This is a genomic window from Variovorax sp. J2L1-78 (genome assembly GCF_030317205.1).
Taxonomy (GTDB): domain Bacteria; phylum Pseudomonadota; class Gammaproteobacteria; order Burkholderiales; family Burkholderiaceae_C; genus Variovorax; species Variovorax arabinosiphilus.
In genome coordinates this window covers 736,685-754,969 of sequence record NZ_JASZYB010000004.1, presented here as the reverse complement: position 1 = coordinate 754,969, position 18,285 = coordinate 736,685, and the positions used below count along the sequence as shown (strand labels likewise).

The window sequence follows — 18,285 nt, the reverse complement described above, 5'->3', positions numbered from 1 at the left end:
TCGCGCTTGATGGTTAAGAGCACGCTGTTTCCTTGTATGGTTGTTCGGGGTTGCAAGGCACCATCAGGCGGCGCATTTCAACGCGGGGAAGGTCTTCGCGTCGTGCACCGCCACGGTGGCCGCCACGACGCCTTTGCGGCCGTCCTCGAAGCCGATTTCCGTCTCGACGTGCTGCGAGGTGCGGCCTTCGAACAGGGCGTCGACGAGCACGCGATAGCGCTCTGCGATGAAGCCTCGGCGAACCTTGCGGGTACGCGTGAGTTCTTCGTCGTCGGGGTCCAGCTGCTTGTGCAGGATCAGGAACCGCGCGACCTGGTTGCCTGCGACGAGGCTGTCCTGCGCCAGCTCGGCGTTGGCGGTCTCGACGCACGTCCGGATCAGATCGGCCACCGCTGCTTTCTGCGCCAGGTCCTGGTATCCGGCGTAAGAGAGGTTTTTCCTCTCGGCCCAGTTGCCCACGGATTCGAAGTCGATGTTGATAAACGCACACACGCGGTCTCGGCCGTGGCCGAAGGCGACGACCTCCTTGATGTAAGGCGAGAATTTCAGCTTGTTCTCGACGTACTTGGGCGCGAACGTCGAACCATCGTGCGGCCCACCCTCCAACGAGCCGACGTCCTTGAGGCGATCGACGATTCGAATCTGGCCATCCGGCGTCAGTAGCGCGGCATCTCCGGTGTGGTACCACCCGTCAGCGTCGAGCACTTCGCTTGTTGCCGCGGGGTTCTTGTAGTACTCCTTCAATGCGCCCGGTGTCCGCACCTGCAACTCGCCGTCTTCAGAGATTCGAACCTGGACGCCAGGAGCGGGCACCCCGACCGTCTCTGGCCGCACACGTCCGTCCGGCTGCATGCATACGAAGACCGCGGTTTCCGTGGTGCCATACAACTGTTTGAGGTTGATCCCGATGGACCGAAAGAACGTGAAGAGATCCGGCCCTATCGCTTCGCCAGCGGTATAGGCAAGCCTCAGTCTGCTGAGCCCCAGTTGAGAGCGAAGTTGGCGGAACAGCAGCAGGTCGCCCAGCCCGTATGCAAGGCGATCGAACAGGCTGACGGTATCGCGGGCCAGGATGGCTGGACCGACCCTGCGTGCGAGGCCGAGGAATGCGTCGAACGCGCGCCGCTTCAGTACGCCGGCGTCGGCCATTCGAACCGTGACGGACGTGAGCATGTCCTCGAACGTTCTTGGTGGGGCGAAATAGTAGGTCGGGCCGATCTCCTTTAGGTCGATGGCGACCGTCTCCTGAGATTCGGGGAAGTTCACCATGTAGCCACAGACCAGCCACATCGCATACGAGAAGATGTTCTGACCGAGCCAAGCCGGTGGCAAGAAGGCGAGTACTTCCTCGTTGCTGGATATCCGGTCGAAAGCCGCCCCTGAGCTCGCGCTGCTGATGAGTGATCGATGCGTATGCACAACACCCTTCGCCAGGCTCGTAGTGCCCGACGTGAAGAACATGGCGGCAACATCGTCGGCCTGCACGAGCGAAACAGTCGCCGCATAGAAAGTGGGGCTTGCGATATCAAATGCCTGGCCCGCGGCGACCAGGTGATCTATCGACTGAAGATCGGCGTGGGTATAGCTGCGCAGACCGCGAGGATCGTCGTACCAGATGGTGCCCAGGGTCGGACAGGCCGGCCGTATTTCAATCAGCTTGTCGACTTGCTCCTGCTCTTCCACAATCGCGAACTTCACGCCCGCGCTGTTGAGCAGATAGACGTACTCAGAGCCGGGTGCGTCTTGGTAGAGTGGAACGGGGATGGCCCTCAAGGCTTGTACGGCGGCGAACGCGGCTTGCAACCGAGGCCGGTTGCCGCCGATCAGGACGACGTGGTCCCCGTGGGTCACGCCCGCCTGCGCGAGTCCACAGGTCAAGGCGCGCACCTGCGCTGCGAACGCCATCCAGGTCATTGTTTGCCAGATGCCCAATCGCTTCTCCCGAAGTGCGACTTCGGCCCCACGGATCCTGGCAAGCTGTTCAAGACGCAAGGGGAAGGTCGTCGCCGACCCGTCCTCTCGCCATGTGTTCTCGATATTCAATGCTGTCTCCGATTTGTGGCCACCTGTCCGTCCCAAGTGGCTGCCAGGCCGAAGTCTTGCGTTGTTCGCGGGCGGCCAATGTCTTAGCTATGACATTTAGGGGTTTGCCCTCAAGCGTGGGGGGGCTTCACGCACCGATCTCAAGCCATCCGGATGCTCAGGGTGATGGCGCCAACACAGGGCCCCGTGAGATGGCCGCTTCAGCTGCCCGATCCAAGACGATGTGAGTTTGCCCAGGAGCCTCGGTAGATCGAAATGGCACTTGCGCACAGCGACCTGGGCTTGCTCGGACGACTTCGTAAGGGGCGTTAGCTACCGCGGACTGCGACAGAGATCTTCACCACCCGCTTGAATAGAATAAAACCGCCCTGCGAGTCCCTCGGGCGATCGCCTCATCGATACGTCGAGAGCGCGCTCGTGCCCTGGCCGAGGCTTACCCAAAGTGCGTTCTCGCCGGTGCTGCCATGACCCCTTCTGTCATGTCGCCCCCTGCATGGCTGGACAAGCAAACCGAGCGACGTCGCACCTGAGTGCCCCCGCGCTGGCCTCAACAGGAGCCGCGCATGTCTGTCAGCGCGGCCTCACGAAGCGCTCAGGCGCTCGCTCGCCGAGTTGGGCATGCCTCAGTCCAAGCGACATGCTATTTCATGCGTCGAAACAGGCCTGCGCCGGGAAATGCTCAAGCTCGCAACGAGCCCGGACGACGGTGTCCGGGCTCCGGTATCACGGTAGACGCACGAGCTGGCCGTTGGCTGCGCGCGAGTATTTGGAGAACATCTCTTCCCAAATCTTCGCGGCTTGCCCTTCATTCCAGAAATGCGGCTGGTACTGCGTGAGCTGCCAACGGTATTCGGCGACACCGTTGTTCCAGATCTCGGTCACGCGTCGTCCATCGACTTGCAGCGTAGGGACCCCGCTGTTCTTGTTGACCGTCTCACGCCAGAACAATTGCGCAGCCGCTTCCCCCGCCGTGCCACCCGGAAAGTCCGAAGGCACTTCGTCCTGGCCCCTGCACTGCCAGGTGGGCATGGGAACGTCGGTTCGAACGATCGGATCGGCATAGTTTGCCGGGCTCAGGTGCCCCGAATAGCAGGGTGCGATGGCGGCGAACAGAAGGGGGTATTGCACGGCCATGCGGTTCGTGAACGCGGAGCCCATGGACGCCCCGTTCAGGAACACGCGTGTCGGGTCCACCGCGTACTTCGTTTTCAACTCGTCGATCAGCGAGAGTTCGAAAGCCACATCCACGTTGGTCGGCGCGATGCCGGTGTTCCAGGTCGCGCCATTTCCTTGCGGATAGACCACGATGAAACCGTACTTTTCTCCGACCTCGTGCCACTGCGAGGTGATGGCTTGCCAGCGCCCGGATCCGTTACGCCCGTGATGACTGATCACGAGCGGGATCTTTTGGCCGCCGGCGGTCAGCGCGACATAGTTCGAGGGCAAATAGGTAAGCCAACGCCGTGGCGAGCCGGGCACGAACTCCTTGGTCGTATCGATGAGCTTCATGTCCTCGATGGTCTGATTCGCATGGATCGAGCCGTTTGTCCGGTTGTCATCGAAGAAGCGGACCGTCTTGGCGAAAAGGGCATCCCAGATGTTCTCCGTCAGCGCCTTCCCTGCATAACCTGAAAGCTTCGGAGTGGAGACCTTGACCTGATGCAGCGGGCGTTCATCCGAGGCATACACCTGAGAAGTGAAGACTGGATCGTCGACGGCGATCGGTGCGGAATAGGCTGAATTCTGCTTGTTCCAATAGGCGATCTGAGTGGCTTCAGATGCGTTCGACTGCGCCTTCGTCTTGATGATCCACGACGACATCGTCGTGGAAGGCAGCTTGGCGGATCCCAGGCTGAAGATCTCAGGCTCAGCCGTCCCGTCGATGCTGGCGACCGCTGCGAGGAACTGTGGCGCCTGCATCGCCATCGACTGCGCCATCCGACCGCCTTGTCCGACGCCCGTGTAGTAGACGATCGCGTTGCTTGCTAGCGCGTACTTCGTTTTGATCACCGGCAAGAGAGCCTTGAGAAAGGCCACTTCGTCAGCTGCAGACGCATCGCCCTTCGAGTTCCAGGTGCCTCCAAGGGCCGACGGGAACACTGTCACGAATCCCTTCGCTTCGCCCACTTCGTTCCAGCAGGTGCTGGCCGCTCCGGACTGACCAGTCTGGTTGGCATCGTGGAAGTTCACCACAACGGCGATTCCTCGTGCATCCTTCTCGCGCAGTGCGAGGATGGACGCCGGCGCGCTTTCGAAATACTCGCGCGCTGTGCCGTTGACGGTGATGGTGCCCTTGGTAAGCGACGCACTTGACGCCGCGCAGGTAATGGGTGGAGGCGCTGCCGCCTGTTCGCTGCCTCCGGGGCTTCCAGGCGCAGGCGGATTGGCTCCGCCCGATGGGTTATCGCTTCCACCTCCTCCGCAACCCGCGAGGATCGCGCACGCGAAGCCGATAGCAGCCAGTTGAATCTTTCTCATTGTCTGTCTCCGTTGTTAAGGCTAACGGCGGAGATGATCTGCATGCATGGCGACCCCGGCCAATGCTGTTTTTTTCGAAGTTGATGCCCTGAAAGCACCGACGATCGGTGATCGAGCGATCTAAATCGAGCCGTGCGCCAGAACGGCACTCCAGAAAGCCTCGCCAGCCTTTCCCGCCGGCACGGTCGACCGATAAAGTCGGATCTCGGTGGGAATGTCAAAGCTGCCATCCGGAGATGCCCTGACGAGGCGTCCCGAGGCCAAGTCCTCCTCGATAAGCGTCAAGGGAAGCCACGCGATGCCACGTCCGTCGATCGACATGGACCTGAGCACCGAAGCGAGGTGCGCAGTTACCACGACATGCGTTTCGAGCAGCGCAAGCCGTTGCCCCAACACCGCCCGCGTGATACGCCCGATTCCCGAATCAGTGCTGTACTGAAGGACCGGCACATCACCGCTGCTTTTCTGTCCTAGGGTAAATACTGGCCTTCCCTCCTCGTCTCCTGCACAGACTGGCACCAGTGCGTCTGTGCCGACGCACACTGACACTTCGAAGCGACCTGAACTTCCGCAGTGGGCCCAAAGCCGAAGTCCAGTTGCGCGGAAAGCCGACGTTTGCCGATGACGCCTTGTCACAGCTCTTGCTGCATCCATGCCGAAAAGGCTCGTAGGCGGTCAACGAAGTCAGTGGTAACGACCTGCGACGGTTCGTTTTCAGGTAGCGCGGCGAATGAACGGAAAAACGCTGCTTCCTGTGCCCTCTGCGGATACGTTTCTACAAACAAGGCAAAGTGGTCTTCTAGTGATTCCGGCCAAGAGCCAGATGCGACGGGCCGAAGCACGTTGGTCGCACGAATCAGCTTTCTGGAGGCCTCTCTTTCCAATCGGGCGATGGCGGCGGCATCGGACTCAATCCGGATGCGCCGCGCGTACCCGTCCAGCACGTCGTAGAAGTCGCCGTTTACGGCGCGGGCAATTTTCCTAGACGGACGGAAGGGAGCGAGGTTGCGGGCTAGGTCGTCGCCGTAGATACATCGGCAATGATGCTTGAGCCAGAAGCCCCATCGGTGCAGGTTCTCTGGGGCCAACACTTCTTCGAGAAATCCCACATCGAAGTCGACCTTCAACACCTCGGGATGGCGGCTCTCCAGCGCCCGCCGTGCGGCTTCGATGTGTACGTCGTCTTGCAAGGCGGGTTTGCCAGCGAGCACCAGTACGACGTCCAAGTCCGAGCGCCCCAGTACCGCTTCGCCGCGCGCCACGCTCCCATAGAGATAGGCACTGTCGACTCGGTGCCCAAGAGGGTCAAGGAGCATGCTGCGAAGGTCGTCGACTACAGCGAGAAAGGCCGCCTGAAGGGGGACGTGCGGAATCGTGCGGATGTAGCCGTTCGCGTCGACGCCTATTGTTTCGGCCAACATTTTTTCTTGGGGTGGATGAACGGCATGCTTTGAACGTCGACCGAAGGCGGTTATTGCGGCGAGCGTTCCATGGCGGTCGATGAGCCGCTAAAGCCCAGCTTCGCGGAGAATTCTGCAGCGCCTGTCCTTCCGGCCCGAAGCATCCAGGTGATGTTCGGGTCAGACCCGGTGAGGTGTTCAACAAGTGCCCGGCCGATGCCCCGTCGTCGATGCTGCTCGGCGACGACGACCATGGACACGTACCCGTTCGAAATCCCGTCGGTAATCGCCCGAGCGAAGCCAGCGATTTCATCGTCTACCACCGCAACGACCGCACGCTGAGAAGCCGAGATTAGTCGGCTGAGGTCGTTCACGTCACTGACTCGATGCGCCCATCCGCTGGTCACAAGCAGATGATGAACGGCTTCGAAATCGGAAGGGGCGATGCTGCGAACCTGCATGCCTGTTTCTCCTGAAATTCGAGCAATTGCGTTCATGATGGGAAGGTCTGGTTCTGGCCGTAGGCCGTCAGGTACGGGCGCAATAGAAGAAGATGCTCACGCCCACAAGCAACCAGAAGACTAGCCCGAACAAAGCGCCCAACTCGGCATCCATGATGTAGACGCCGTCGTCTCGTCGCTTGATGCCACCTCCTGAAGGAAAGACCACTTGCTTCTTTGAGTCAGGCTCGACAAGCACGCGGCCCAATGTGAACACCGGTACCGCGACATAGCCGGTGATGTAACCAGCTACTCGGAGCACCAACTCCAGAACCGGCTGCAGTACTACCTCAAGCAATCCACTCAGCATGTTGTTTCTTAGGAGATGAACTCAATGGGCTTCTGTGCAGTTGACAGCGCCAACGAATGACGGCTTCTGGCCGCATTCTGCCTCTTGCTATTGCGCCTGCTCAAGGTACGAACGCCTGCGTACGAATCGTTCGATTCGCGACGCAGTTTCGTCTGGAGACGCATCGCTTCGAAACCGAGCGCAGGGCAACGCCATGAACATCGGGAACCGCTCCCGTATCCGTCGCTCCTCGCTTGCTCGATTGCCAGGGAGGTAGGGCCTTGAGAGTTGTCGCCGCACGATGATTTCAACGCATGCTTCGAGCTCAAATGCGGGCAGCAGCAGTGCGGTCGATGCGTCGCTTTCGATGGAACGACGGAGCGCCGGATACTCGGTGTCAACGTCCTCGGGGTACGTCAGAAATCCCGAGGAGAGGGCCAGAACCGTCGGGCATACCAGCGAGCGCTTGACCGCGCGATACACAGCTATGTTCCGCTTCGCATAGCCGCTGTAGCCGGACGCCTCGATGGACGCGCCAATGCTGCCTTCCCGTGACATAAAGCGCTCATCGAGGTCGACGAACTGCCAGCCGAGCCGCTGAGCTAAAAGCGGGCCAGCGGAAGTCTTACCAGAACCGCCAGGACCGACGAGGTGAACAATGGGTGTCATGGGTGAGAAGTCTGGCGTGGAGGTGGAAGTCCGCTTCTGGCCGTGTTGCGACGTCCAAGCCAAATTCAAGCCGAAAACTATCGGGTGCCGGGGGAGCCCTTGTTGTCCCCCCGTGCAACGAAAATCCTGAGGAAGCACCTGTACGTTGCGACTAGCACCAACGTTGACAGCACAACAGCAAGCAAGAATGCATACCACCCCCATTCATGCGACGGGCCATCAAAAAATGTGGCGAGGCCTCAAAAACCATGGCCCAAGTCGCCGTGCCAAGTACGGCTGCACACAGAAGAGCGAGAAGTTTTGCGGTGGATTTTAGAAGTCGCATGGGTACTTAGACGTCAGCTTCTCGCATCATTCTGCCGTGGATCCGAACGTCGGCTTCTGGCCGCATGCTGCCTCAGCGAGCCGTATGCTACTCAACTCATTGCGCCCAGACCCAGGTGGCGCGATGCCGCCTCCAGCGCCGCAGCCAGGCCGACTGTTGGGCTGCCAAGGGGGCGCGGGCCTGCTGAAACTAACGCGGCGGCACCGCTCATTGACGCTTGTGCCAGAGCAACAATTGAAGCACCGCTTGCATAGGCGCCGTCCGCGGCCTTAGCTATGGTCGCCAGGTAGCCGTCCAGGTCGCCGGCTTTGAACATGACCCACGCTTCGGGAACAAGCTGTACCTCGACGGTAGCCTCCGATTGCTGCACGGCATCGAAGAAGAGACGAGACGTCGGGTCGATGGTCGTCTCGACCGCGCACAAGGCGACGATTCTGCCGCCCGCACGGGCTGCTGCTGCCGCTAACGCACCGTCCGTCCTCAGGATGGGGGCCCTCGAGTTTGCTGCGATGGTGTCGACCGACGCCCCCAAGGTCGAACAGGTTAGAACCACGGCATCTGCGCTTTGAGCGAGGGAAAGCAGCTCAAGCCTCGTGGTGTCGGCGATATCGGCAGTCAACCCGCCGGCACCCTCGGCTGCGGCCAAAAGGTCAGCTCGGACTTCATGGCGCAAAACATCAGGCGGAATGCCAAGTTCCCTTGCTGCGGCGTCAAAAACCGCGATGTTGCTCTCGGCAGTGTGGAGACAGGCAATTCGCATAGGCCGCATTCACTTCTTTTATCTTGGATATCTCGGACCGACGCAACGGCGCGGAGGTCATCCAGAAACAGCTTACTGGACTTGACCGTCGAAGGCCCGCTAGTGGCCGACTGTAGCCGCTGGTGGTCAAAGCTGCTGCTAGCCGTCCAGAGCGCGAGAATGCGAGCAACACCATAGGAGAACCTTTCTTGACGACAGTCGCCATCACCCCCGCAATCACCGTCAACAACAGCGATGGCTTTGTCCTGTTTGGTGGCGTGAACGTGCTCGAGTCAAAGGACATGGCTCTGCGTGCTGCAGAGGAATACGTCCGAGTAACCCGAAAACTAGGTATCCCATACGTCTTCAAGGCAAGTTTCGACAAGGCGAATCGGTCGTCAATCCATTCCTTCCGAGGGCCCGGCTTGGAGGAGGGCCTGAAAATTTTTGAGGCCGTTAAGGCTGAGTTCGGTGTTCCCGTCCTCACCGACGTGCACGAGCCCTGGCAGGCGAATCCCGTCGCCGAAGTGGTGGACGTGCTACAGCTGCCTGCCTTTCTCGCCCGCCAGACTGATTTGGTTGTCGCTCTTGCCAAAACGGGCAAGGTCATCAACGTCAAGAAGCCCCAATTTTTGAGCCCGTCGCAAGTGCTCAACATCGTCGAGAAAATCAGAGAGGCGGGAAGCTCCCCCGTCATTCTGTGTGACCGAGGAACCTGTTTCGGCTACGACAACCTGGTGGTGGACATGCTTGGCTTCGGTGCCATGAAGAAGGTCACCGGGAACCTGCCCGTCATCTTCGACGTTACCCATGCCCTCCAGCAACGCGAAGCGAACGCAGCGGTTTCTGGGGGGCGACGTGAGCAAGTGGTTGAACTTGCGCGTGCCGGCCTAGCCGTAGGTTTGGCGGGCCTCTTTCTGGAAGCTCACCCTGACCCCGCGCTGGCCAAATGTGACGGTCCCAGCGCTCTGCCGTTGGACCAGTTGGAGCCATTTCTCGCGCAGCTGAAGGCGCTGGACGACTTGGTGAAGTCGTTTGCGCCCCTGCATATTCGCGCCTGAGCAAGACGTCGAAACCCAGGAACTGGAGGCGACGTCGACAGACCGCTTTTGGCCGACTGTAGCCGGTCAGTGGCTCGGAGCTTCGGACTCGAAGCGGATATCGATTTCAACCTAGCTGCGCAGACCGAAACGTGTTGTCGCCATCATCCTGATGTTCTTGGAGGAGTTGATGGACGGGGTGTGCAGTACGCGCATGTCCATCAGAAAAACATCGCCTACCTGCCCCGACATTTCGATGATTTCGGTGTCGGAGGCGAGCAGAACTTCTTGGATGTCGGCGGGCTTTTTCAGCGAGCCACGAAGACGACCGAATGCTCCGGCCGTCATGCGGTGCGAACGCGCCAGTGCCAACGTCGCTCCTCCGTGCGGGACGACGTCGTCAATCAGGTGAAAAGCCTGAACGCCGGGAATTCTGTCGGTTGGCGTTGACGCGATATCAACATGCCAGTTCAAGCTATTCAGCGACCAGCGCCCTTGGTGCGCAAGGGAAAGCAAGGGCTGCGAGCCCTGCTCTGCCAGAGGAGTCCTGTCGGTGAGGCCAACGATTGCGCTGTGAATTTCGGGGATGTTGAGAACGTCATGCACGTCCACCTTCACCATCGAGGACAACTTGGCAATCTGCTGAAAAGGCGTCATGGATTGCAGCGAACCGCCGATACTTTTCCCTCCATCCCAGATTCTGAGGCGTGAAAGCTCCCGGAGAATTTTCTCCTTGAGCGCTTCCATACGGGCCTTCGAGTGAACGCCGTTCAATCGCAAATACCCTTGCCTATGAAAGGAGTCGAGTTCTGACGGGTTGAATGCTTTGCCTGCCATGTTGATGAGTCGATACGTCTGCTTTTGGCCGTTTGTGAGCGCACACCAAGAAGGGCAGCCACCCGCGCCCGCGGCTTCAGTTGACCGCAGTCTCCTGCAGGCGACCGCCGTCCATCACGAGCACTCGGTCGGCTACGTCGAAGTATCGTTCGTCGTGTGAGATGACAACCAACGTGTGGCCATGCTCGCGCAGCGCGGGCAGGAACTCGCGGTAGAAGCGCGTTCGAAACGCAGGGTCTTGGTCCGCAGCCCATTCGTCGAACACCATGACGGGCCGGGCCTCAGCCCAGGCATGCACCATGGCCAAGCGTTTGCGCTGGCCGGTGGACAGGTCCGTGCTGCTCAGCCGACCGGCCCGAACGGAGAGCTTGTGCGCCAGGCCCAACCGCTCCAGCGCGGCCTGTGCGGCGGCGTCGCGCTCGGCCGGCGGCGCATCGGTGTCGGGTAGTTCCTCGAATAGGTGAAAATCCGATAACACGGGCGAGAAGAGCTGGCGGTAGGCGTCTCGGCCGGCGTCGTCCACCTGCCGGCCGTCCAGCAGCAACTCGCCTTGCTGCGGCCGGTACAGCCCGGTCAGCAGCTTGAGCAGCGTGGTCTTACCAGCGCCGTTGTCACCGGCGATGAACAGAATCTCGCCACGGCGCAGCTGCAAGTCCAGCGGACCGAGCGTAAAGGGCGCCACGCCATCGGCGGCTTCGTAAGCGTAGCGAACGCCCTGCAGCGCGATGCCGTGCATCAGCGGCGGTGGCGTACCCTCCGCACTACTGCTCTCGGGGTTTGAGAAGCTGGAGCCGAGTTCGTCGACTCGGCCCAGTGCCACGCGTGCACGGGCGTAAAACGGCAGGAATCCCAGCACCTGGTCCAGCGAACCCTTCATGTATAGCAGCGCCAACACGAAGCCGCCCGCCACCTCGGACGGCAGTTGCCACAAGCGCGCGGCCGCGAACACCAACGCAACCAGTAGAAAGTACAGCGCGGCGCTGGCCTCGAACGACAGTGCATACAGGTCGCCGGCCTGCACCTGGGCACGCGCGATGTCCGCCGCGTGACGCGCAATGCGCCCGTCTAGCAGTTGTCGGCGTCGACTACGGCTAAGCCGCAACTCCTTGGCGCCGTCGCCCAGCGTGCGCCAGGCCTTGTGCAGTGCGTCCTCATCGCTGCGCGCTGCCTCGAAACGAACGATGGCGCGCTCCTGGGCCCAGCGCTGCAGCGCCAGCGACAAGGCAAGCGCGCTTAGCACCAGCACCGCGAGCTGCCACGACAGCCAAGCCAGCCACAACACGCAGCCCACTACCACGCTAGCAGCGACCACCGTCATGGGCAGCGACAAGCACAGTCCGCTGACCATGCCCACATCCTGGGTCAGCACGGGCACGAGCCGATGCGTGCGATAGCGCTCCAGCGCGTCCAGTGGCGCGGCGAGGATGCGCTGCGCCAGCATGAGCCGCAGCTCCTGGATGATGGCTTGGCCAGTGCGATTGCTCAAAGCACTGGCGGTGGCACGGCCGGCCAACATAGCTAGGCCCAAGCCAGTGAATGCCAGGACCATCTCGGTCAGCGGACCAGCGGGCCGGTGCAGCGCGGCGTTGATGCGGGCTAGCAGCGCCACAGTGGCGGCGCTTGCGGCCACTCCAGCGAGGCCGGCCAGCGTCAGTGCCAAGGCATGGCGGCGAAGGAGGCCAGCAGGGCCAAGCAGCATCGAGAGGGAGGTCATGTCACGCATGGAGTCCGGAACAAGATGTGGACGGGCCCGCGTGGCGTCGGCTGGCGGAAGTGCGACCATACTACCGCCCGCCTCTAGCGAGGCGTTGTGAGCCAGCTTAGAAGGTCCGCTATTGGCCGGAACCTGCCTCAGCCCAAGACCGCTGCATCGCTTTAAAGCTGTTTGTAGAAGAACGTGGTGCTGCAATACGCGCCGTCCGGCATCAAGGCATAGTTGGGCACCATACCGGCCCGACGCCAATTTGCGCGCTCATACAACCGTTCCGCATCGCCTCCGGTCGCGGTGTCTAGTACGAGCACCGTCTTGCCCTCGTCACACGCGGCGGCCTCCACTGCCGTCATGAGGCGTTGTGCCAAGCCCTGCTTTCGGGCTCGGCGATGGACCAACATTTTGGCCACCTCGGCGCGATGAGGCTGGTTCTCGGGCATGGCAGTGATGAGCTGAACTGTCCCCACGATGGCGCCATCCGCGTCTTCCGCTACCAGCAGCACGCGCTCGTTGCGAGCCACCCCTTCAGCGACGCTCTGCCAAAAAGCCAGGGCCTTCTCGCGTGGCAGAGGCTGCATGAAGCTGACCGACGCACCACCCTCCACGCAGTCAATCAGCACGTCGGCCAGTGCTTCGATACTGGCGGCCGCCTCGTTGACGCGCAAGCGCCGGATGGTAAATGAAGCAGGGGTAGCATGGGTCATCATGGGTCGTTCCTGGCAGACAAAACTGTTGGTGATGCAAGGCGGTGTGCTGGGCGGGCAAGCGTGGTCAATGCGACCAGATAGCGCGCCGGCTTCGTACCGGGGTTGTGGAAGACGACGGGTTGGTTGAGCTGCATCGATAGGCAGTCACCGGTCGACAGCGTCCAAGCAGTGTCTCCAACGGTCAATTCCATGCGGCCTGCAAGCAGCCAAATCTGCTGATGAATGTCCGCGTCATGTACGGCAGAGTCCAGGGCGACACGCCCGCCGGGAGGGAACACCACCTCCACGAGCTGCAGCGGTGAGGGCGCAGGTGGTGACAGGCGGCGGCGCTTGTAACCCGAGGCAGGGTCCTGCCATACCGGCTGCTCAGCTAAACCGATAAAGGGTGAAGGCGGCGCGGCCTTCGTGCCGCCGGCGGCGTCCTCAAAAAAGGAGGCGAGTGCCACGCTCAGGCCGACGGCCAGCTTGTCGAGCACTGCGGCCGTGGGGCTGCTTTGGGCGCGCTCAATGAGAGAGATGTTGGAGCGGCTCACACCGCTACGCTCGGCCAAAGCATCAAGCGAGTAGCCGCGTGCATTGCGCAACTCGCGCAGACGGTAGGCTATACGAGCGTTGATGTTCATTCCGTCAGTTTAATGGAACTTCCTCCATAAAACTAGACGGACGTGGCGGTGAACTCGTGGACGCGACGGGAGTCATCGTGGTAGCCGGAAACTAGAAGGCGCGCGTGAAGGTCCGCTGTTGGCCGAATTCAGTCTTCGCCTACGCATGTCCCAGGTCGTCGAGACGGCGAAGCTCCTCTGCCTCCTCCTCGGACGCCTCGAAGATATTTCGCAGAGTCTGCGCAGTGATTGGCCGACCAGCCTCACTGACAAAAGGCTGATGCCCACCAGATTCCAGAGCCGAAAGCAGCGCACGCGCTTTTGCAAAGACGTCTTCTGTTCGATTGAAGAAAATCTCTTGGTCGAACACGGGCCTCCCGGCGGAAAGGCGGTCACGCACCTCGAGGATTCCGAGGCTTGTGATGCGTCGAACTTCGCCCACCAACGAGGCGGACGGGTCGCACGGCGCTGTAGAAATGGTCACACGGCTCATCTTCGTTGATAGTTGATAGGGAATGACCGGTCTTGGCCGAAGTCAGTCGTTAGCCGCGTCTGTGAAGTACCGAGCATAGAAAGTCCGTGCGTCCTCCCAGTCGTCTTCGAAGGCGTCAAGGTACTTGCCGTAGTCTGCGATGGCTGACCAGTCATTCCACGCGATTGCCAAGCGGGACTGCTCCTCGAAGAAAGACCGCAACTCCGGCCATCGGAGCGCGTGCATGCAAACCTGTACGAACTCCTTCGGCGCGTACCCTCGCATCGTTCTAAATTCGCCCTCGAAGTCTTCGCGTAGGTCCGGAAAGCTTCCGACAAGGTCAATCGATTTAGATGCAAACGGAAGCACCTCGGGCGCGTCGAAGACCTCGCCGAGCTTGTGCTCGGCACGCTTCGCAAGGTCAACGAGTTGGTCAGCAGGCTTCACAGAATCCTCTTTTTTTGCGGGTTGGCACGAAGGTCTGGTTTTGGCCGGATGCGGAAGTCTACGGTGAGCGCTTTAGTGTCTGCAACCGCTGCAAAGCTGACTTCCGTGATGTCAGGTGCGATGGCTTCCTTCGGGCCTCAGCGTAGGGATTCGCGCCGATGTGGCCGCTCAAACGCCGACATTTTCCTGGAATCGCGCTGGCAGTCACTTTGGCCGGATGTGCTCCTAGGTGCCCATCCTGTGGCCCAGCCCTAACGCACGTTCACCTTACGTATCACGCCTCAGGTGATGCGAGCGCTTCGACGAGCCTTCCGCTTGCGGCTCCAGATCACCGCCCCCGTCACGCAGAGCATCGTCACGACGAGCCCCAGTGCGCAGACGAACAGCTTCATCGGCCAGCCCCACATCGACGCCATGTGCAGGTTGGTGAGCCACGTCTTGACTGTGTCGCCGGCGGCGGCACCGGTCGGCAGCCATAGGCCTTTGAAGGTGCCGGAGGCGCCGTCCATCGCCATGCGCGTGTTGCCGCCCGGGCTGCGGATGTCGCGGCTGCTTCTCACGTCGTATCGGTACAGCCCGCGCACCGGGTCGTAGATCAGCGCTTTCTCGCCCAGGACCTCGAACCCGCGCTCGCGGGCCTGTTGCACCATCAGGCGGCGTGCGGTCGAGAGCGCCTCTGCCCAGCCCATCGCAGGCTCGATACGCGACGCGGCGAGTTTGGGCAGCGACTCGAGGCCGGGTTGATGCGTGAAAGCGGCTCTCATCGCCGGCTCGTAGACCTGGGGAAGATTGAAAGCGACGCCGCTCCAGGCCAGGACGAACAGCATCGCCCATGTCCACAGGCCGCCGGCACGATGCAAGTCGACATTCAGCCTGTAGCCGCCACTTCGACGCAGCCTCCATGCAGGCCACCAACGCAAGAGCCACGACGGTCGCCGGCGTCCGGTCGTGGCAGGCGTTCGATGGGGCGCAGGCAATGTCAGATAGGCACCGACAAAGCAATCGAGCGTCCAAAGCAACGCAACGATCCCGAAGCCGATGGTCCCGACGACACCCAGGGCGAGCGAATAGTGCAGCCGGTAGATGAAGGGCATCAGGTTCTTCATTCCCTGGGAGAGATCGCCCCATTTCCGCTCGCCGAGCACTCGCCCGGTATAGGGGTCGACGAACACTTGGTCGTTCGGCACTGCTTGCGCAGCGTGGCCTGCGCCATCCGGCCTGCTTCGGAGCATGAACAGGAGCGAGCGTCCGGGCTCCTGTGCGAGTGGCACGCGCACAGCGAGCGCGTGGGGATACGCGGCCTGCAACTGGGCGCGGATCACGAGCGGGTCCAGCCGCAGCGCATCGGGCGACGGCTCAGCCACGCGGAACAAGTGCGGGCTGACGAAGGCCTCCAGTTCGTCGTTCCACGCGAGCAGGCTGCCGGTCGCTCCGGCAACGATCAGGAAGCCGGCAAGTACCAACCCCACATACCGGTGCAGGTCGACCCAGAGGCGGCGCATGACGATGCGACTCACCAGCGGTAGGTCAGCGTGCTGGTCAACTGACGCTCATCGCCATACCGGCAGATGGCGAACTCGCAATAGGTGAACTTCTTGTTCGTCAGATTGGTGAGGTTCGCCACCAGGTTCCAGTGGCGGTCGATGCGGTAGCTGAGCATCGCGTCCAAAAGGGTGTAAGCGGGCATCGGCATCGCGATGCCGGAAGCCTGCGTGGAACCCTTGTAGCGAGCCCCGGCGCCGACCGTCAGCTGCGGCAGCCCGAACTGCGCGAAGCTGTAGTCGACCCATAGCGCGGCCTGGTGGTAGGGGGTGTCTTCGCTGCGCTGCCCGATCTCCGAGGCGATGGTGCTGCGCGTGATGCGCGCGTCGGTGTATGCGTACGACGCGATCACGCTGAGCGCCGACGTCAGCTCGGCCTTGGCCTCCAGCTCGAACCCGCGGGATCGGACCTCGCCGGCCTGTCGGTAGGTGTCCTGGCCCGCGTCGTACTTGAGCACATCGGTCTGGGTCAGCTCGTAGACGGCGGCACTCGCCAACATGTTGCTGCCTTCAGGCTGGTAGCGCACGCCTGCTTCGTACTGCTTGCCGCCGGTGGGCTTGAACTGTGCGCCGCCAGCGTCCGCCACGGAGACCGGAAAGAAGGATTCGCTGTAGCTCACGTAAGGTGCCAGACCGAAGGCCGTCTTGTAGACCAGCCCGGCCCGCCATGTGGACGCCTCGTTGCTCTGCCCGGTCCTCGCCTGGTTGCGTCGCAGCGTCTGGTCCTGATCGGCCCAGTCGTGGCGCGCACCAAGCAGCACCGTCCAACGGTCGTTCAGCTGGATCTGGTCCTGCAGATAGATGCCCTTCTGCGTGGTATCGATGCGCGAGCCCCGGTCGAGGCTGCTGCTGCGGTTAACGACCACGGGCTGGCCATAGGCATAGGTGCCGAGATTGAGCGACGGCGCATTGCCTCGGAAGTTGCGTGAATCGTAGGAGGTCTTGTACGCATCGACACCGATCAGCAGCGTGTGCTCCGCGCCGAACAGCGACTGCTTGGTCTCGAGGTGGGTATCGCTCGCCAGGCCCTCGGCGCGTTCGCGACGGTCGCTGTACTGCCGTTGAAGAATGCCTCGGGTCGACGCGGTGCGGAGGGTGGCAGTCGACGTCTGCGCCTGCAGGTAGTTCCACGCCACGTCCGACTCGAAGTAGCGCAGTTTGTGACTCAGGCGCGTGCTGTCGTTGATGCGGTGCTCGAGCTCGTAGCCCAGCGCGAGCATCTCGCCCTTCATCTTGTCGTACGAGGGTTCGCCGATGAAGTCCGATCGTCCGATTCGAAACGGTCCGCTGCCGATGCCTTCGACCAGCTGGTACGGCAGGGGTGCCGAGAAGCGGGTGTCCGTCTTTTGGTAAAAGGACAGCAGCGTCAGTGAGGTGTCGGCGTTCGGCCGCCAGGTCAGGGACGGCGCAATGTAGAGTTTGTCGTCATTGATGTGGTTCTGCGCGGTGTTGCTGTCGCGGCCCAGCATCGTCAGGCGGTAGTCCAGCGTGTCGCTGCCGGGCACCGGGCCGCTGAAGTCGGCCGAAATCTGCCGACGGTCGTGGTTGCCCAACTGCACGTTGAGTTCACGCAGCGGTGTGGACGTCGGACGCTTGCTGATGGCGTTGATCACACCGCCTGGCGAGAGTTGTCCGTAGAGCACGGACGCCGCGCCTCGCAGCACCTCGACGCGCTCCAGGCCGAAGGGCTCCTGGATGCCGTCGTAGGAATTGCTCTGCAGCCGAAGTCCGTCGCGCAGCGATCCGCTGGTGGCGGATTCCACATCCATGCCGCGAATGCGGAACCGGTCTGCCGTGCGGTTGAAGCTCGTGGGCTGACTCGTGAACCCCGGCGTGTAGTTGAGTGCCTGCGACAAGGTTTCGGCCTGCCGGTTCCGCAGTTCATCGCTGGTCACGACGGAGATCGATTGCGGCGTCTCGAGGATCGGCGTGTCGGTCTTGCTGCCGGTGGCGCTGCGCTTGGCCACGTAGCCGGCGACTGGACCAACGGCTGTTTCCCGGTCGAGGGCGGCCGTGACGGTGACCTGGGGCAGCGTCGATCCAGTTGCCGACGGCTCTAGCGCACGCTGGATCGACATCGTCGCAGGGCCACTGCGCACAGCGATCAGGCCGGAACTCGTCAGCGCCTGGTCCAGCGCCTGCTGGAGTGTCAAACGGCCTTGCAATGCAGGCGCCATCTTGCCGCCCAGCAACGATCCTTCGGCCCCGATGGCCACGCCGAATTGGCGAGACAGGGTATTCAGGGTCTGCGAAAGCGGTTGTGATGGCAACGCCAACTGGAGGAATGGCACGGATACGGCAGCACGCTCCTGCGCCATCGCCGCGCCGGCGTTCGCGAGCGCGGCCAGCGCGGTACCGCACGCCAGTGCGATGGCACAGAGCGACAGGCGGCGCGTGGCCGGGTCGGGAACACGGCTGGTCGATGCTGATGGCCTGTTGAGCGTTCTGGGATGGGGCATGAAGCGAGTCCTCTGGTTGGTTCATG

General features: G+C 61.8%; 17 protein-coding genes. 1 reads left to right on the top strand and 16 read right to left on the bottom strand.

Going from position 1 to position 18,285, the window contains the following annotated elements; translation table 11 throughout:
• Nucleotides 1-63: 63 nt before the first annotated feature.
• The 8 genes from QTH86_RS26245 to QTH86_RS26215 form a co-directional block, all read right to left on the bottom strand.
• Entirely contained in the window at nt 64-2,043 is a 1,980-nt protein-coding gene (locus QTH86_RS26245) for an AMP-dependent synthetase/ligase (RefSeq protein ID WP_286649099.1), read from the bottom strand.
• Between the two features lie 723 nt (nt 2,044-2,766).
• Nucleotides 2,767-4,521, bottom strand: a complete 1,755-nt coding sequence (locus QTH86_RS26240) for a PHB depolymerase family esterase (protein WP_286649098.1) — start codon at nt 4,519-4,521, stop codon at nt 2,767-2,769.
• 120 nt (nt 4,522-4,641) lie between these two features.
• Nucleotides 4,642-5,175: a LysR substrate-binding domain-containing protein gene (locus QTH86_RS27080; RefSeq protein WP_353506002.1), complete on the bottom strand. Its 534-nt coding sequence runs from the start codon at nt 5,173-5,175 to the stop codon at nt 4,642-4,644.
• Entirely contained in the window at nt 5,154-5,942 is a 789-nt protein-coding gene (locus tag QTH86_RS26235) for a nucleotidyltransferase domain-containing protein (RefSeq protein ID WP_286649097.1), read from the bottom strand. The genes QTH86_RS27080 and QTH86_RS26235 overlap by 22 nt, the downstream gene beginning before the upstream one ends.
• Before the next feature lie 50 nt (nt 5,943-5,992).
• The gene (locus QTH86_RS26230; protein WP_286649134.1) at nt 5,993-6,382 is read right to left on the bottom strand and encodes a GNAT family N-acetyltransferase; all 390 of its coding nucleotides are present in this window, start codon (nt 6,380-6,382) and stop codon (nt 5,993-5,995) included.
• A gap of 67 nt (nt 6,383-6,449) precedes the next feature.
• Nucleotides 6,450-6,731, bottom strand: coding sequence for a hypothetical protein (locus QTH86_RS26225; RefSeq protein ID WP_286649096.1), 282 nt, complete (start codon nt 6,729-6,731; stop codon nt 6,450-6,452).
• A gap of 87 nt (nt 6,732-6,818) precedes the next feature.
• Nucleotides 6,819-7,379, bottom strand: coding sequence for a shikimate kinase (locus QTH86_RS26220; protein ID WP_286649095.1), 561 nt, complete (start codon nt 7,377-7,379; stop codon nt 6,819-6,821).
• Between the two features lie 416 nt (nt 7,380-7,795).
• Complete coding sequence (locus QTH86_RS26215; RefSeq protein WP_286649094.1) at nt 7,796-8,464, bottom strand: aspartate/glutamate racemase family protein; 669 nt, start codon at nt 8,462-8,464, stop codon at nt 7,796-7,798.
• 188 nt (nt 8,465-8,652) lie between these two features.
• Here QTH86_RS26215 and kdsA point away from each other — a divergent pair, with 188 nt between their 5' ends.
• Complete coding sequence (gene kdsA / locus QTH86_RS26210; protein WP_286649093.1) at nt 8,653-9,504, top strand: 3-deoxy-8-phosphooctulonate synthase; 852 nt, start codon at nt 8,653-8,655, stop codon at nt 9,502-9,504.
• 111 nt (nt 9,505-9,615) lie between these two features.
• Here kdsA and QTH86_RS26205 read toward each other — a convergent pair whose 3' ends face one another.
• The 8 genes from QTH86_RS26205 to QTH86_RS26170 form a co-directional block, all read right to left on the bottom strand.
• Nucleotides 9,616-10,320: a phytanoyl-CoA dioxygenase family protein gene (locus QTH86_RS26205; protein ID WP_286649092.1), complete on the bottom strand. Its 705-nt coding sequence runs from the start codon at nt 10,318-10,320 to the stop codon at nt 9,616-9,618.
• Nucleotides 10,321-10,396: 76 nt separating this feature from the next.
• A complete protein-coding gene (locus QTH86_RS26200; protein ID WP_286649402.1) occupies nt 10,397-12,034 on the bottom strand; it encodes a cyclic peptide export ABC transporter in 1,638 nt (545 codons plus the stop codon).
• A 161-nt stretch (nt 12,035-12,195) separates the two neighbouring features.
• Nucleotides 12,196-12,735: a GNAT family N-acetyltransferase gene (locus QTH86_RS26195; protein ID WP_286649133.1), complete on the bottom strand. Its 540-nt coding sequence runs from the start codon at nt 12,733-12,735 to the stop codon at nt 12,196-12,198.
• On the bottom strand, nt 12,735-13,361 hold the full coding sequence (locus QTH86_RS26190) for a helix-turn-helix domain-containing protein (RefSeq protein ID WP_286649090.1): 627 nt from the start codon (nt 13,359-13,361) through the stop codon (nt 12,735-12,737). The genes QTH86_RS26195 and QTH86_RS26190 overlap by 1 nt, the downstream gene beginning before the upstream one ends.
• 139 nt (nt 13,362-13,500) lie before the next feature.
• Nucleotides 13,501-13,833 carry a hypothetical protein gene (locus QTH86_RS26185; protein WP_286649089.1) on the bottom strand — a complete coding sequence of 111 codons (333 nt, stop codon included), beginning with the start codon at nt 13,831-13,833 and terminating at the stop codon, nt 13,501-13,503.
• Between the two features lie 42 nt (nt 13,834-13,875).
• A complete protein-coding gene (locus QTH86_RS26180; protein WP_286649088.1) occupies nt 13,876-14,259 on the bottom strand; it encodes a hypothetical protein in 384 nt (127 codons plus the stop codon).
• A 281-nt stretch (nt 14,260-14,540) separates the two neighbouring features.
• Nucleotides 14,541-15,776 carry a PepSY-associated TM helix domain-containing protein gene (locus QTH86_RS26175; RefSeq protein WP_286649087.1) on the bottom strand — a complete coding sequence of 412 codons (1,236 nt, stop codon included), beginning with the start codon at nt 15,774-15,776 and terminating at the stop codon, nt 14,541-14,543.
• Nucleotides 15,773-18,259 (bottom strand): TonB-dependent siderophore receptor, encoded by a 2,487-nt coding sequence (locus tag QTH86_RS26170; protein WP_286649086.1) that lies wholly within the window; start codon nt 18,257-18,259, stop codon nt 15,773-15,775. Before QTH86_RS26170 ends, QTH86_RS26175 begins: the two co-directional genes overlap by 4 nt.
• Nucleotides 18,260-18,285: the final 26 nt, after the last annotated feature.

Bases quoted from the DNA above. Each gene is read 5' to 3' on its own strand.
- QTH86_RS26240 (WP_286649098.1), bottom strand. From the start codon at position 4,521: ATGAGAAAGATTCAACTGGCTGCTATCGGCTTCGCGTGCGCGATCCTC.
- QTH86_RS27080 (WP_353506002.1), bottom strand. From the start codon at position 5,175: ATGGATGCAGCAAGAGCTGTGACAAGGCGTCATCGGCAAACGTCGGCT.
- QTH86_RS26235 (WP_286649097.1), bottom strand. From the start codon at position 5,942: ATGTTGGCCGAAACAATAGGCGTCGACGCGAACGGCTACATCCGCACG.
- QTH86_RS26230 (WP_286649134.1), bottom strand. From the start codon at position 6,382: ATGCAGGTTCGCAGCATCGCCCCTTCCGATTTCGAAGCCGTTCATCAT.
- QTH86_RS26225 (WP_286649096.1), bottom strand. From the start codon at position 6,731: ATGCTGAGTGGATTGCTTGAGGTAGTACTGCAGCCGGTTCTGGAGTTG.
- QTH86_RS26220 (WP_286649095.1), bottom strand. From the start codon at position 7,379: ATGACACCCATTGTTCACCTCGTCGGTCCTGGCGGTTCTGGTAAGACT.
- QTH86_RS26215 (WP_286649094.1), bottom strand. From the start codon at position 8,464: ATGCGAATTGCCTGTCTCCACACTGCCGAGAGCAACATCGCGGTTTTT.
- QTH86_RS26205 (WP_286649092.1), bottom strand. From the start codon at position 10,320: ATGGCAGGCAAAGCATTCAACCCGTCAGAACTCGACTCCTTTCATAGG.
- QTH86_RS26200 (WP_286649402.1), bottom strand. From the start codon at position 12,034: ATGACCTCCCTCTCGATGCTGCTTGGCCCTGCTGGCCTCCTTCGCCGC.
- QTH86_RS26195 (WP_286649133.1), bottom strand. From the start codon at position 12,735: ATGACCCATGCTACCCCTGCTTCATTTACCATCCGGCGCTTGCGCGTC.
- QTH86_RS26190 (WP_286649090.1), bottom strand. From the start codon at position 13,361: ATGAACATCAACGCTCGTATAGCCTACCGTCTGCGCGAGTTGCGCAAT.
- QTH86_RS26185 (WP_286649089.1), bottom strand. From the start codon at position 13,833: ATGAGCCGTGTGACCATTTCTACAGCGCCGTGCGACCCGTCCGCCTCG.
- QTH86_RS26170 (WP_286649086.1), bottom strand. From the start codon at position 18,259: ATGCCCCATCCCAGAACGCTCAACAGGCCATCAGCATCGACCAGCCGT.